Genomic DNA, 14,650 nt, shown 5'->3' with positions numbered 1-14,650 from the left:
CCCGGGCGGGTCCGCCGGACTGTTCGGGCTCGCGGTTCTGGCCCGATCCGGAGGGCACGCCTAGCCTGAACCCATGCGGTCGGACGCGACGAAGCACGACGCCGACCCGGGGCTCTTCGGCCCCGGGTCCGTGACCTGGCACCTCCACGGCGACCCCGTGATGTGGATCGGCGGCGTGCGCGCCCTGTACCTCCAGGCGCTGCACCCCGTCGCCGTCCGCGGAGTCATGATCAACAGCGACTTCCGCCGGGACCCCTGGGGCCGGCTCATGCGGACGGCGAGCTTCGTGGGCACGCTCAGCTACGGCACCACCGAGGCGGCCGAGGCCGCCGGCGCACGGGTGCGCAAGATCCACCGGCTGCTCGGCGTCGACGACCCGGAGCTCCTGCTGTGGGTGCACTGCGCGGAGATCGACTCGTACCTCCACGTGGTCCGCCGCTCCGGCATCCCGCTCACGGACGCCCAGGCCGACTGGTACGTCGACGAACAGCGCACCTCCGCCCGGCTCGTGGGCCTCGACCCCGACGAGGTGCCCGCCACCACCGCCGCGCTCGCCCGCTACTTCGAGGAGATCCGCCCGAGGCTGGCCGGCGGCGCCGACGCGCTCGCCGTGGACGCGTTCCTGCGCAGCCCCCCGGTCGCCCCGGCGCTGCGCCCCGCGCGCGAGGTGATCTGGCGGCGCGTGTGCGCCCTCACGTACGACACCCTGCCCCCGTACGCCCACGAGCTGTACGGCCGGCCCGCACCGCCGCCCGAACGCGTCACGTACCGGCTCACCGCCCTGGCCGACTTGCTCCGCCGCGTGCCCGACCGGCTCCGCTGGCGGCTGCCCCCGCGGCACATCCTGCGTGCCATGGACCGGCTCGGCCCGGAGACCCGACCCGTGCCGTACAGTCTGCGGACCACGGCCGCCATACTGGACGGGCCGGGGGAGGAGCGGCACGACAACGGGGCAAACGGGGGCGACAGCACGCGATGGCGGAAACGGACACCAGGCTGATCCAGGGCCGGTACCGGCTGCAGGAGGTGATCGGCCGCGGCGGCATGGGCGAGGTGTGGCGGGCGACCGACGAGTCGCTCGGCCGGCGCGTCGCCGTCAAGTGCCTGCGGCCGCTCGGCCAGCAGCGCAGCCCGGACAACCTCGCCGTCCTGCGCGAGCGCTTCCGGCGCGAGGCGCGGGTCGCCGCTTCGCTCCAGCACCGCGGCATCACCGTCGTGCACGACTTCGGCGAGTCCGACGGCGTGCTGTTCCTCGTCATGGAGCTCCTCGACGGGCGCAATCTGAGCCAGCTCCTCGGTGACAACCGCAGACGACCGCTCCCCGTCACCCAGGTCGTCGACATCGCCGAGCAGGTCGCCGACGCCCTCGCCTACACGCACCGCCAGGGCGTGGTGCACCGCGACCTCAAGCCCGCGAACATCGTGCGGCTCGTCGACGGCACCGTGAAGATCTGCGACTTCGGGATAGCGCGACTCGGCGCCGACATCGGCTTCACCTCCCGGCTCACCGGCACCGGCATCGCCATGGGCACCCCGCACTACATGAGCCCGGAGCAGATCGGCGGCGGCGAGATCGACCACCGCAGCGACCTGTACTCCCTCGGCTGCGTCCTCTACGAACTGGCCACCGGCGTCCCGCCCTTCGACATGGACGACACCTGGGCCATCCTCATCGGACACCGCGACACCCAGCCCGCTCCGCTGCGCAGCCACCGCGCCGAACTCCCGGACTACCTCGACGTCGTCGTCCTCGACCTGCTCGCCAAGACGCCCGAGGGCAGGCCCTCCGACGCGGCCGAGCTCCGCGACCGCCTCACCACCGGCCGCCTCGGCGTGAGCGGCGCCTGGACCATCCCGCCGCCCGGGCCGGCCGCGCTTCCCGCGCTGCCCGCGTGGGCCCGGGCCATGGGCGCCGGCCGCCCCGCCACGACGACCCCCGCCGGGCGGGCCACCTCGGTCCACGACCCGGCCACCGCGCTGACCGGCGCATGGACCCGGGCCGCCCGTCCCGCCGGTGCGGCCCAGGCCCCGACGACGGCCGCCGAGCTCACCGCGGTGCTCGCCGGGCGGCACCGGGCGGGCCTCGGCCTGGGCCGGCTCGGCCGCTGGGAGGAAGCCGCCGAGCTGCTCGGCACGGTCGTCCGGGACCGTACGCACGTCCTCGGCGCCGACCACCCCGACACCCTCGCCAGCGGCTACGAACTCGCCTTCGCCCTGGCCCGCCTGGGCCGGCCCGCCGACGCCCTGCGCCACTTCGGCGCCGTCGCCGAGGGGCGGGCCAGGGCCCTGGGGCCCGACCACCCGGACACCCTCGCCGCCCGCCAGGAGACCGCCTACGTCCTGGGCGGCCTCGGCCGGCACACCGAGGCCCACGCGGTGTACGAGACGGTGCTCGCCGCCCGCGAACGCACCATGGGCGCCGAGCACCCGGACACCCTGCGCTGCCGCCACAACCTGGCCTTCACCCTCGTCCGGATCGGCCGCGTCCCGGAGGCCTACGCCACCGCGCGCGAGGTGGCCGACGCCCGTGCCCGGCTCCTCGGCGGCGACCATCCCGACACCCTGGCCACCCGCCACGAGGTCGGCCACGCGCTGGGCCGGCTCGGCCGCTGGACGGCCGCGCTCGACCAGTACCGCGAGGTCGCCGAGGCGCGTCGCACCGTCCTCGGCCCGGAGCACCCCGACACGCTCGCCGCGCGCTACGAGACCGGGATCTGCCTGGGCCGCCTCGGGCGTGCCGAGGAGGCCGCCGCCCTCTACCGCGAGCTCGTGGACGCCCGCACCCGGACCTGCGGGCCGGAGGACCAGGAGACCCTCCGCGCCCGCCACGGCCTGGGTGTGAACCTGGGCCGCCTCGGGCGCTGGGACGAGGCCCTCACGGAGGCACGCGCGGTCTGCGCCGCCCGCTCGCGGGTCCTGGGCGCCGACCACGCCGACACCCTGGCCAGTCGCCGCGAGACCGCCATCGCCCTCGGCTGGCTGGGCCGCTGGCAGGAGGCCCTGGCGGAATACCGCCAGGTCACCGAGGCCCGCACCCGGCTGCTCGGCGCCGACCACCCCGACACCCGTGCCGCCCGCGCGGACGAGACCCACTGCCGCGAACGCCTCGCCGCGGACGCGTAGCCGCCGCGGGCAGGCCGCGGACCGTTGCGCACAACGCCCGCGCGCACGGCACCTGGTGGGAGCGTCCGCGAGGTGTTAGCAAGAGACATGACCGCACCCCAGAGCGCGTACGACGCCGTCATCGTCGGCGGCGGACACAACGGCCTCGTCGCCGCCGCCTACCTCGCCCGGGCCGGACGCCGGGTCCTCGTCCTCGAACGGCTCGACCACACGGGCGGGGCCGCCGTCTCCACCCGGCCCTTCGCCGGGGTCGACGTCCGGCTCTCCCGCTACTCGTACCTCGTCTCGCTCCTCCCCGACAAGATCGTCCGGGACCTCGGACTGCGCTTCGCCGTGCGGAAACGGTCCGTCTCCTCCTACACCCCGTACGGCGACTCCGGACTGCTCGTCGGCGGCGACCGGGACCGCACCCGAGCCTCCTTCGCCGCACTCACCGGATCCGACCGCGAGTACGAGGCCTGGGAGGCCTTCTACGGGCGTACGGCCAGGGCGGCGCGCCGGATCTTCCCCACCCTCACCGAGCCGCTGCCGAGCCGGGACGCGCTGCGCGCCCGGGTCGACGACGAGGAGACCTGGGACCTGCTCTTCGAGCAGCCCATCGGGGTCGCCGTCGAGAAGCACTTCGCCAACGACCTGGTCCGCGGGGTCGTCCTCACCGACGCCCTCATCGGCACGTTCGCGGACGCCCACGACCCCTCACTGCTGCAGAACCGCTGCTTCCTCTACCACGTCATCGGCGGCGGCACCGGCGACTGGGACGTGCCCGTAGGCGGCATGGGGGCCCTCACCGACGCGCTCGCCACCGCCGCCCGGGACGCCGGTGCCACGATCCTCACCGGCCACGAGGCCGTCCGGATCGAGACCGACGGCCACCGTGCCGAGGTCGCCTACCGGACCGCCGACGGCGAGGGCGTCGTCGGGGCGGAGCACGTACTCGTCAACGCCTCCCCGCAGGCCCTCGCCGCCCTGCTCGGCGAGCCGGCCCCGCCGCCGGCGGAGGGAGCCCAGCTCAAGGTCAACATGGTGCTCACCCGCCTCCCGCGGCTCCGCGACCGCGCCGTCGACCCGCACGAGGCCTTCTCCGGCACCTTCCACATCGCCGAGGGGTACGGGGAGCTGGCCACCGCGTACGCCGAGGCCGCGGCGGGCCGGCTGCCCGCCGCCCCGCCCTCCGAGATCTACTGCCACACGCTCACCGACCCGAGCATCCTCGGCCCGGAGGCCGCCGCCCGCGGCTACCAGACCCTCACCCTCTTCGGTCTGCACGCTCCCGCCCGGCTCTTCGAGGCCGACCCCGACGGCGCCCGCGACGCGCTTCTCCAGGCCACCCTCGACCAGCTCGACGCCCGGCTCGACGAGCCGATCGCCGACTGCCTGGCCCGCGACGCCGACGGACGGCCCTGCATCGAGGCCAAGACCCCGCTCGACCTCGAACGCGAGCTGCGGCTCCCCGGCGGCCACATCTTCCACCGCGACCTCTCCTTCCCCTTCGCCGAAGGCCCGGGAGACCGCTGGGGCGTCGGGACCGCGCACCCCAACGTGCTTCTCTGCGGTGCGGGCGCCGTACGGGGCGGCGGGGTGAGCGGCGTACCCGGTCACAATGCGGCCATGTCGGTACTCGACGGCACCGCAGGTTGACGCCGACGGCGCTCCCGCCAGGGGCGTGAAGCTGATCTGCGAGCGCGCTTAAGAAAACCTCGATGGACCACGGGCCCGACGTACGGGAGATTTTGTTCCGGGGATCTTGGGCGCTTCACCGCGCCCGGACCCGGAACATCACAGGACACGTACGTCGGGAGCCGTGACATTGAAGGCGCTGGTCAAGCACAAGGCGGAGCCCGGACTGTGGCTCATGGACGTGCCCATGCCCGAGGCGGGCCCCGGTGACGTCCTGATCAAGGTCAAGCGGACCGGTATCTGCGGCACCGACCTGCACATCCGCTCCTGGGACGGCTGGGCCCAGAAGACCATCACGACCCCGCTGACGCTCGGCCACGAGTTCGTCGGCGAGGTCGTCGAGACCGGCCGCGACGTCGCGGACATCCAGGTCGGCGACCTGGTCAGCGGCGAGGGCCACCTGGTCTGCGGCAAGTGCCGCAACTGTCTGGCCGGCCGCCGCCACCTGTGCCGCGCCACCGTCGGCCTCGGCGTCGGCCGCGACGGCGCCTTCGCCGAGTACGTCGTGCTGCCCGCCTCCAACGTGTGGGTCCACCGGGTCCCGGTCGACCTCGACGTCGCCGCGATCTTCGACCCCTTCGGCAACGCCGTGCACACCGCGCTGTCCTTCCCGCTCGTCGGCGAGGACGTCCTGGTCACCGGCGCCGGGCCGATCGGCATCATGGCCGCGGCCGTCGCCAAGCACGCCGGCGCCCGCCACGTCGTCATCACCGACGTCAGCGAGGAGCGCCTGGAGCTCGCCCGCAAGACCGGTGTCTCGCTCGCCCTGAACGTCGCCGAGCAGAGCATCGCCGACGGCCAGCGCACCCTCGGCCTCAAGGAGGGCTTCGACGTCGGTCTGGAGATGTCCGGCAACCCGCGGGCGATGCGCGACATGGTCGCCAACATGACCAATGGCGGCAAGATCGCCATGCTCGGCCTGCCGAGCGAGGACTTCTCGGTCGACTGGGCGAAGATCGTGACGTCGATGATCACCATCAAGGGCATCTACGGCCGCGAGATGTTCGAGACCTGGTACGCGATGTCGGTGCTCCTGGAGGGCGGCCTCGACCTCGCCCCGGTGATCACCGGGCGCTACGACTACCGCGACTTCGACGCCGCCTTCGACGACGCCGCGTCCGGCAAGGGCGGCAAGATCATCCTCGACTGGACCGCCTGATCCCCCCGGATCGTCCGAACTTCAGGAGCTGCACCCACATGTTCGATTCCGTACGCGACGGCATCCGCACCACCCTCGAAGAGATCCAGCAGGCCGGCCTCCACAAGCCGGAGCGGGTCATCGGCACCCCCCAGTCCGCGACCGTCGAGGTCACGGCGGGCGGCCGCCCCGGAGAGGTGCTGAACTTCTGCGCCAACAACTACCTCGGTCTCGCCGACCACCCCGACGTCATCGCCGCAGCCCACGCGGCCCTCGACCGCTGGGGCTACGGCATGGCGTCCGTCCGCTTCATCTGCGGCACCCAGGAGGTCCACAAGGAGCTCGAGGCACGCCTCTCGAACTTCCTCGGCCAGGAGGACACGATCCTCTACTCCTCCTGCTTCGACGCCAACGGCGGCGTCTTCGAGACCCTCCTCGGCCCCGAGGACGCGGTCATCTCCGACGCCCTCAACCACGCCTCCATCATCGACGGCATCCGCCTCTCCAAGGCCCGCCGCTTCCGCTACGCCAACCGCGACATGGCCGACCTGGAGCAGCAGCTCAAGGAGGCCGGCGAGGGCGGCGCCCGGCGCAAGCTGATCGTCACCGACGGCGTGTTCTCCATGGACGGCTACGTCGCGCCGCTCGACGAGATCTGCGACCTGGCCGAGCGCTACGACGCCATGGTCATGGTCGACGACTCGCACGCCGTCGGCTTCGTCGGCCCCGGCGGCCGTGGCACCCCCGAGCTGCACGGCGTCATGGACCGCGTCGACATCATCACGGGCACCCTCGGCAAGGCCCTCGGCGGTGCCTCCGGCGGCTACGTCGCCGCCCGTGCCGAGATCGTCGCCCTGCTGCGCCAGCGCTCCCGCCCGTACCTGTTCTCGAACACCCTCGCCCCCGTCATCGCCGCCGCCTCCCTCAAGGTCATCGACCTGCTGGAGTCGGCCGGCGACCTGCGCGAGCGGCTCACCACCAACACCGAGCTGTTCCGCCGCCGGATGACCGACGAGGGCTTCGACATCCTCCCCGGCGACCACGCCATCGCCCCGGTCATGATCGGCGACGCCGCCGAGGCCGGCCGCATGGCCGAGCTGCTCCTGGAGCGCGGCGTGTACGTGATCGGGTTCTCGTACCCGGTCGTCCCGCAGGGCCAGGCGCGCATCCGCGTGCAGCTGTCGGCGGCCCACTCCGTGGACGACGTCAACCGCGCTGTGGACGCGTTCGTCGACGCGCGGGCCGCCCTGCGAAACTAGGGGCATGATCGAAGCGCGGCGGCTGCACATCCTCCGGGCGGTGGCCGACCACCGCACCGTGACGGCGGCTGCCGCCGCGCTCTATCTCACGCCCTCCGCGGTCTCCCAGCAGCTCGCCGCCCTGGAGCAGGAGACCGGCCACCGTCTGGTGGAACGCAACGCCCGGGGCGCCCGGCTCACCCCGGCCGGCGAGATCCTGCTCAGCCACGCCAACGCCGTCCTGGCCCAGCTGGAGCGTGCCGAGGCCGAGCTCGCCGCGTACGGCTCGGGCGAGGCCGGCACGGTCACCGTGGCGGCCTTCGCCACCGGGATCGGCCTCGTCGTCGCCCCCGCCATCGGCTCCCTCGCCCGCAGCGCGCCCGGCATCCGGGTCCGCGTGCGGGACGCCGAGGGGGACGAGAGCCTGCTCATGGTGCTGGACCGGCAGGTCGACGTGGCGGTCGCCGTCGAGTACCGGGGCGCGCCCGGCGAGGACGACGCCCGGCTCACCCGCGTACCGCTCTACGCGGAGCCCTTCGACGCGGTCCTGCCGTCGGACCACGGCCTCGGCCAGGCGGAGCGGGTCGCGCTCGCCGACCTCGCCAAGGACTCCTGGATCGGCCAGTCCGCCGGCAACCCCTGCCACGACGTGACCGTCCTGGCCTGCGAGTACGCGGGATTCGCGCCGAGCATGGAACACATCTCCGACGACTTCCGCGCCGTCGTCGCCCTCGCCGCGGCCGGCGCGGGCGTGACCCTGGTGCCCCGCTCCGCGCTGCGCGGCACCGATCTCACCGGCGTCGTCGTCCGCCCGGTCGACGGCGTCGCCCCCACCCGCCGCGTCTTCGCCGCGGTCCGCCGCGGAGCCGAGGACCACCCGCTGATCCAGCCCGTCCTCGACGCCCTGCGGGAAGCCGCGCAGCCGGGCGGCTGAGGCCGTCCCGGCGGGCGCATGAGGGAAGGGGTGCCGCCGAGGCGAGGAGGCGGATGATGTCCGTCACCGAGGGAACCGTGCCGTTCCGCGGCCACCGCACCTGGTACCGCGTCGTCGGCGCGCGGCGGCCCACCGGACAGGTGCCGCTGCTGGTCGACAACGGCGGCCCGGGCTGCGCGCACGACTACCTCGACGATCTCGCCGCGCTGCCCGAGGAGCCGGCCGCCCGGTCGTCGAGGGCGGCCCGGGGCGACTCAGTCCGCCGACGCCGTCCAGCCCACCGCCTCGATCCGCGCCCCGTCGGCGGGGCGGGCCTCGTCGAACACCGGGCGGCCCGACGCGTCCAGGAGCCGGAGCGCGTCCACGTACACCCCGCGGCCGGCGTAGCGCCGGTCCGTGGCGTAGCGCCAGCGCAGGCGTACCGGGGCCGGTGCCCACCGGGTCAGGTCGGCGGAGAGCCCGTGCCACTCCCGGCCCGACCAGCCGCCGACCGCGCCCGCCGGGTGCTCCTGGGGGCGCGGCGGCCCCGGGCGGTGCGCGACGGTGGTGAACGGGACCGGCGCCCAGTGCGCGCCGCCGTCCGTCGAGGCCTCCAGGAAGGCCTGGTCCGCGCCCGGTTCGGTGTCCCACCACAGGGCGCACTCGAAGCGGGCGGCCCCCGGGACCTCCGGGAGGGTGAGCGCGGCGGTGGTCCCGTTCGTCATGCCGGAGAACCAGGCGCGCCGGCCGCGGGCGGGGCGTACCGGGACGGCGCGGGCGAGGGCGTCCGCGGCGGCGACCCGGGGCGCCGAGCCGGAGCGCCAGTTCCGTACGGGATGGACGGAGTTGCCGAGGACGATCAGGAAGGAGTCGGTCGTCGGGTCCAGGACCAGGCTGGTGCCGGTGAAGCCGGTGTGCCCGGCCGTGCGCGGGGTGCTCATCGCGCCCATGTACCAGTGCTGGTAGAGCTCGAAGCCGAGGCCGTGCTCGTCGCCGGGGAAGCCGGTGTTGAAGTCGGTGAACATCAGCGCGACGGAGGCGGGGGAGAGGATCCGGGCGTCCCCGTACGCGCCGCCGTTGAGCAGGGTGCGGGCGAGGACGGCGAGGTCCCAGGCGCGGGAGAAGACGCCGGCGTGGCCGGCCACCCCGCCCATGCCGTAGGCGTTCTCGTCGTGCACCTCGCCCCACACCATGCCGCGGTCGAGGCCGGACCAGGGCCGGCGGGCGTCCTCCGTGGCGGCGATGCCGGGCCGCCAGGAGAGCGGGGGGTTGAAACGCGTGCGGTGCATCCCGAGCGGAGCGGTGATCTCGGTGCGGAGCAGCTCGTCCAGGGGGCGTGCGGTGATCTCCTCCAGGATCAGCTGCAGCGTGATCAGATTGAGGTCGCTGTAGCGGTAGACCGTGCCGGGCGGGTCGGCGGGCACCTCGTTCCACAGCAGCCGCAGCCGCCCCTCCCGGCTCGGCTCCTTGAAGAGCGGGATCCAGGCACGGAACCCCGAGGTGTGCGTGAGCAGCTGACGGACCGTGACATCCTGCTTCCCGCCGCCGCCGAACTCCGGCAGATACGCCGTGACCCGCTCCTCCAGTGTCAGCGTCCCGCGCTCGATCTGCTGCACCGCCAGGATCGACGTGAAGAGCTTGGAGACCGACGCCAGGTCGAAGACGGTGTCCTCGCGCATCGGGATCCGCTCCTCCGGCGGGAGTTCGACGCCGGTGTCGGTCTTCTCGTCGTACGCCGCGTAGCGCACCGCCATGCCGATCGGCCGGTGCAGCGCGACCGTGCCGCCGCGCCCCGCCAGCAGTACCGCGCCCGCGTACCAGGGGTGCGCGGGGGACGGCTGCAGGAAGGACTCCGCCTCGGCGACGAGCCGGTCCAGATGCTCCGGCAGCAGCCCGGCCCGCTCGGCGGAGCCGCGCCGTAGCGTGGTCCGCCGCGCGCCGCCGGGGCGCCCGTCGCCGGGCCCCGGGTCGGGGGCGGACGCGGCGCCCGGCACCGTACCGATCATCAGCGCACCTCCCAGGGCGAGGACCCCGCCACCGAACGCCCGGCGGCTCGGACCCCGGCCCCTGAACCTCGTCGTCTCCGTCATGCCCACCCTCTCCCACCGCCCTCCCCGTCCGGAAACAATCTGACACTGCATCAGAAAATCTCTTCCCTCGGCACACCGGCTGCGGCACCATGCCGCCCATGAAGACGGAGCTGAGTCGGAAACTGGGGATCGAGCACGCCATCTTCGGCTTCACGCCCTTCCCCGCGGTGGCCGCCGCCCTCACCAGGGCCGGCGGATTCGGCGTCCTCGGCGCGGTCCGCTACACCGCCCCGGACGACCTCGCCCGGGATCTCGACTGGATGCAGGAGCACACGGACGGGCTGCCCTACGGCCTCGACGTGGTCATGCCCGCGAAGAAGGTCGAGGGCGTGTCCGAGGCCGACGTCGAGGCGATGATCCCCGAGGGGCACCGCGAGTTCGTCCGCGCCACCCTCGCCAAGCACGGCGTCCCCGAGCTCGCCGCGGGCGAGGCCTCCGGCTGGCGCATCACCGGCTGGATGGAGCAGGTCGCGCGCGGCCAGCTCGACGTCGCCTTCGACTACCCCATCAAACTGCTGGCCAACGCCCTCGGCTCGCCGCCCGCCGACGTCGTCGCCCGCGCCCACGACCACGGCGTCCTCGTCGCCGCCCTGGCCGGCGGTGCCCGGCACGCCCGCCACCACGCCGAGGCCGGGATCGACATCGTCGTCGCCCAGGGCTACGAGGCCGGCGGCCACACCGGAGAGATCGCCTCCATGGTCCTCACCCCCGAGGTCGTCGAGGCCGTCTCCCCGCTGCCCGTGCTCGCCGCCGGCGGTATCGGCAGCGGGGAGCAGATCGCCGCCGGGCTCGCCCTCGGCGCGCAGGGCGTCTGGCTCGGCTCGCTCTGGCTCACCACCACCGAGGCCGAACTCCACTCCCGCGCCCTGACCGAGAAACTGCTCGCCGCCGGCTCCGGCGACACCGTCCGCTCCCGCGCCCTGACCGGCAAGCCCGCCCGCCAGCTGCGCACCGAGTGGACCGACGCCTGGGACGATCCGGCCGGACCGGGCACGCTGCCCATGCCGCTGCAGGGGCTGCTCGTCGCCGAGGCCGTCTCGCGCATCCAGAAGTACGAGGTCGCTCCGCTGCTCGGCACCCCGGTCGGCCAGATCGTCGGTCGGATGAACTCCGAGCGCAGCGTCCAGCAGGTCTTCGACGAGCTGACCCGCGGCTTCGAGAAGGCCGTCGACCGCATCAATCGCATCGCCGGAAGGAGCGTGTCATGACCGAGGGGCCCAACGGCTTCTGGGCACAGGCCACCGCGGACCCGGACCGCACCGTGATCACCGCTCCGGACGGAGAGCAGTGGTCCGCCGGCCGCCTCCACGCGGCCGTGAACCAGTTCGTCCACGGCCTGCGCGCGGCCGGCCTGGAACGCGGTGACGCCTTCGCCGTCGTGCTCCCCAACGGCATCGAGTTCTTCACCGCCTATCTCGCCGCCGCCCAGGCCGGGTTCTACCTCGTGCCCGTCAACCACCACCTGGTCGGCCCCGAGATCGCCTGGATCGTCGCCGACTCCGGCGCCAAGGTCCTCGTCGCGCACGAACGCTTCGCCGAGGCCGCCGTGGCCGCCGCCGACGAGGCGGGCCTGGCGCCGAGCCACCGCTACGCCGTCGGTACCGTCCCCGGCTTCCGCCCGTACGCGGAACTCCTCGACGGGCAGCCGGCGTCCGCGCCCGGGGACCGCACCCTCGGCTGGGTCATGAACTACACCTCCGGCACCACCGGACGCCCCCGCGGCATCCGCCGCCCCCTGCCCGGCAAGCCCCCCGAGGAGACCTACCTCGGCGGCTTCCTCGGCATCTTCGGCATCAAGCCCTTCGACGGCAACGTCCACCTGGTCTGCTCGCCGCTGTACCACACGGCCGTGCTCCAGTTCGCGGGCGCAGCCCTGCACATCGGCCACCCGGTCGTCCTCATGGACAAGTGGACGCCCGAGGAGATGCTGCGGCTCATCGACACCCACCGCTGCACCCACACCCACATGGTGCCCACCCAGTTCCACCGTCTCCTCGCCCTTCCCGAGGAGGTGCGGAACGGCTACGACGTCTCCTCGATGCGCCACGCCATCCACGGCGCCGCGCCCTGCCCGGACCACGTCAAGCGGGCGATGATCGAGTGGTGGGGGCACTGCGTCGAGGAGTACTACGCGGCGAGCGAGGGCGGCGGCGCCTTCGCCACCGCGGAGGACTGGCTCAAGAAGCCGGGCACCGTCGGGCGTGCCTGGCCCATCAGCGAGCTCGCCGTGTTCGACGACGACGGCGAGCGGCTGCCGCCCGGCCGGCTCGGCACCGTCTACATGAAGATGAGCACCGGCGGCTTCCGCTACCACAAGGACGAGGCCAAGACCGCGTCGAGCCGCATCGGCGACTTCTTCACGGTGGGCGACCTCGGCGTCCTGGACGAGGACGGCTACCTCTTCCTCCGCGACCGCAAGATCGACATGATCATCTCCGGCGGGGTGAACATCTACCCCGCCGAGATCGAGGCCGCCCTGCTCGCCCACCCCGCCGTCGCCGACGCGGCCGCCTTCGGCATCCCGCACGCCGACTGGGGCGAGGAGGTCAAGGCCGTCGTCGAGGCCGCCGAGGGCCATACCCCGGGCCCCGAACTCGCCGCCGCCGTCCTGGCGCACTGCGCGTCCCACCTCGCCGGCTACAAGCGCCCCAAGTCCGTCGACTTCATCGCCCACATGCCCCGCGACCCCAACGGCAAGCTCTACAAGCGCCGCCTGCGCGAGCCCTACTGGGAGGGTCACGACCGCCCGCTGTGACGCGGAGGGGCCGGCGCCGGGTCAGCGGCCCACGGCCCCGTCCGCCTGCTCGCGCAGGATGTCGGCGTGGCCGGCGTGCCGGGCCGTCTCCTCGATCATGTGCACGAGGATCCAGCGCAGTGAGCGGTGCACGTGCGCCTGCCCGGCCGGGCGGGCCGAGACGGTCTCCAGGTCCGGGCAGCCGGCCACGATCTCGTCCGAGCGCCGGCACGCCTCGCGGTAGTCGGCGAGGACCCGGGCCGCGGTGACGTCCTCGGCGACCTCCATGCCGAAGTCCGGCATCGGCACGTCCGCGCCCTCGAAGGTGCGGACGAACCAGTGCGTCTCCACCGCCGTCAGGTGCTTCACCAGACCGAGCAGACTGGTTCCCGACGGCACCCCCGGCCTCCGTGCGAGCCGCGGGTCGACGCCCTCCGCCTTGGCCGCCACCGCCTCCCGAAGGTAACCGAGGAAGGGCAGCAACGTCGAACGCTCGTCCGTGCCACCGTGCGGGGGAGGCACGTCCTTCCGCGCCCTGTCGGCTTCTTGAGACTCTGTCATGAGGGCACCTTACGCGGCGCGCAAAAGCCGCTCATGCCGCTTATGGCAGGATTCAGGGCATGAGTTCGAGTACCGCAGGACTGACACGACAGTGGACCACCTGGGGGCCGGTCGTCGCGGCCGTGGGCCTGGCCCTCGGCTGGGGACGCGACCTACCGGGCTTCGCGGTGGCGCTCATCGTGCTCTGCCTCTTCGCCGCCGTCCTCTCGGCCGTCCATCACGCCGAGGTCATCGCTCACCGCGTCGGCGAACCCTACGGCTCCCTCGTGCTCGCCGTCGCCGTCACCGTCATCGAGGTCGGACTGATCGTCATGCTGATGATCGGCGGCGGCGACAAGGCCACCAGCTACGCCCGGGACACGGTCTTCGCCGCCGTCATGATCACCTGCAACGGCATCGTCGGACTCTCCCTGCTCGTCGGCGCGCTGCGCAACCGGATCGCCGTCTTCAACGCCGAGGGCTCCGGCGGCGAGCTCGCCATCGTCTGCACGCTGGCGACCATGACCCTGGTCCTGCCGACCTTCACCACCACCCACCCCGGCCCCGAGTTCTCCGCCGGCCAGCTGGCCTTCGCCGCGGTCTCCTCGCTCCTCCTCTACGGGGTGTTCGTCGCCGTCCAGACGGTCCGGCACCGCGACTACTTCCTGCCCGTGCCGCGGCCGGGCCAGGCGGGCCGGGGGACGGAGGAGGAGCACGCCGATCCGCCGACCTCCCGCGAGGCCTGGTTCAGCCTGGGCCTGCTCGTGGTCGCGCTCGTCGCCGTCGTCGGCAACGCCAAGCTCGTCTCGCCCACCATCGAGGACGCCGTCGCGGACGCGGGCCTGCCCAAGGCGGTCGTGGGCGTCGTCATCGCCCTCATGGTGCTGCTTCCCGAGACCCTCGCCGCCGTGCGCGCCGCGAGCCGGGACCGCATGCAGACCAGCATGAACCTGGCCTACGGCTCCGCCATCGCGAGCATCGGCCTGACGATCCCCTCGATCGCCCTCGCGTCCGTCTGGCTGGACGGGCCCCTCATCCTCGGCCTGGGGCCCCTCCACATGGTGCTGCTCGTGCTCACGGCCGTGGTGAGCGCCCTGACGGTGGTGCCCGGGCGGGCCACCCTCCTTCAGGGCAGCGTCCATCTCTCGATCTTCGCCGCCTTCGTGTTCCTGTCGTTCAGCCCCTGACGGAGCCCGG

Annotated in this window: 11 protein-coding genes; 9 read left to right on the top strand and 2 right to left on the bottom strand. The window is 73.6% G+C overall.

What is annotated here, in order from left to right; translation table 11 throughout:
* Positions 1 to 73: 73 nt before the first annotated feature.
* The 6 genes from ACIRQF_RS09925 (at position 74) to ACIRQF_RS09900 (ending at position 8,110) form a co-directional block, all read left to right on the top strand.
* Positions 74 to 1,000, top strand: coding sequence for an oxygenase MpaB family protein (locus tag ACIRQF_RS09925; protein WP_404090485.1), 927 nt, complete (start codon positions 74 to 76; stop codon positions 998 to 1,000).
* On the top strand, positions 976 to 3,123 hold the full coding sequence (locus tag ACIRQF_RS09920) for a tetratricopeptide repeat protein (RefSeq protein ID WP_404090483.1): 2,148 nt from the start codon (positions 976 to 978) through the stop codon (positions 3,121 to 3,123). Before ACIRQF_RS09925 ends, ACIRQF_RS09920 begins: the two co-directional genes overlap by 25 nt.
* Before the next feature lie 87 nt (positions 3,124 to 3,210).
* A complete protein-coding gene (locus ACIRQF_RS09915) occupies positions 3,211 to 4,761 on the top strand; it encodes a phytoene desaturase family protein (RefSeq protein ID WP_404090480.1) in 1,551 nt (516 codons plus the stop codon).
* 169 nt (positions 4,762 to 4,930) lie between these two features.
* Positions 4,931 to 5,959, top strand: a complete 1,029-nt coding sequence (gene tdh, locus ACIRQF_RS09910) for an L-threonine 3-dehydrogenase (RefSeq protein ID WP_376635266.1) — start codon at positions 4,931 to 4,933, stop codon at positions 5,957 to 5,959.
* A 38-nt stretch (positions 5,960 to 5,997) separates the two neighbouring features.
* Positions 5,998 to 7,197, top strand: coding sequence for a glycine C-acetyltransferase (locus tag ACIRQF_RS09905; RefSeq protein ID WP_376635162.1), 1,200 nt, complete (start codon positions 5,998 to 6,000; stop codon positions 7,195 to 7,197).
* A gap of 4 nt (positions 7,198 to 7,201) precedes the next feature.
* Positions 7,202 to 8,110 (top strand): LysR family transcriptional regulator, encoded by a 909-nt coding sequence (locus tag ACIRQF_RS09900; RefSeq protein WP_382481920.1) that lies wholly within the window; start codon positions 7,202 to 7,204, stop codon positions 8,108 to 8,110.
* Between the two features lie 254 nt (positions 8,111 to 8,364).
* On the opposite strand, the gene ACIRQF_RS09895 is transcribed toward ACIRQF_RS09900, so the two are convergent.
* Complete coding sequence (locus ACIRQF_RS09895) at positions 8,365 to 10,179, bottom strand: serine hydrolase (protein ID WP_404090476.1); 1,815 nt, start codon at positions 10,177 to 10,179, stop codon at positions 8,365 to 8,367.
* A 98-nt stretch (positions 10,180 to 10,277) separates the two neighbouring features.
* On the opposite strand from ACIRQF_RS09895, the gene ACIRQF_RS09890 reads away from it, so the two are divergent.
* Both ACIRQF_RS09890 and ACIRQF_RS09885 read left to right on the top strand, forming a co-directional pair.
* A complete protein-coding gene (locus ACIRQF_RS09890) occupies positions 10,278 to 11,387 on the top strand; it encodes an NAD(P)H-dependent flavin oxidoreductase (protein WP_404090473.1) in 1,110 nt (369 codons plus the stop codon).
* Positions 11,384 to 12,934: an acyl-CoA synthetase gene (locus ACIRQF_RS09885; RefSeq protein ID WP_404090470.1), complete on the top strand. Its 1,551-nt coding sequence runs from the start codon at positions 11,384 to 11,386 to the stop codon at positions 12,932 to 12,934. Before ACIRQF_RS09890 ends, ACIRQF_RS09885 begins: the two co-directional genes overlap by 4 nt.
* A 21-nt stretch (positions 12,935 to 12,955) precedes the next feature.
* On the opposite strand, the gene ACIRQF_RS09880 is transcribed toward ACIRQF_RS09885, so the two are convergent.
* Entirely contained in the window at positions 12,956 to 13,474 is a 519-nt protein-coding gene (locus ACIRQF_RS09880; protein WP_404090467.1) for a DinB family protein, read from the bottom strand.
* Positions 13,475 to 13,533: 59 nt separating this feature from the next.
* On the opposite strand from ACIRQF_RS09880, the gene ACIRQF_RS09875 reads away from it, so the two are divergent.
* Positions 13,534 to 14,640, top strand: a complete 1,107-nt coding sequence (locus ACIRQF_RS09875; protein WP_382481931.1) for a calcium:proton antiporter — start codon at positions 13,534 to 13,536, stop codon at positions 14,638 to 14,640.
* Positions 14,641 to 14,650: the final 10 nt, after the last annotated feature.

The organism is Streptomyces sp. NPDC101191, from assembly GCF_044767915.1.
Taxonomy (GTDB): Bacteria; Actinomycetota; Actinomycetes; order Streptomycetales; family Streptomycetaceae; genus Streptomyces.
The sequence above is the reverse complement of the archived record's forward strand: the minus strand, read 5'-3'. Positions and strand labels throughout refer to the sequence as shown.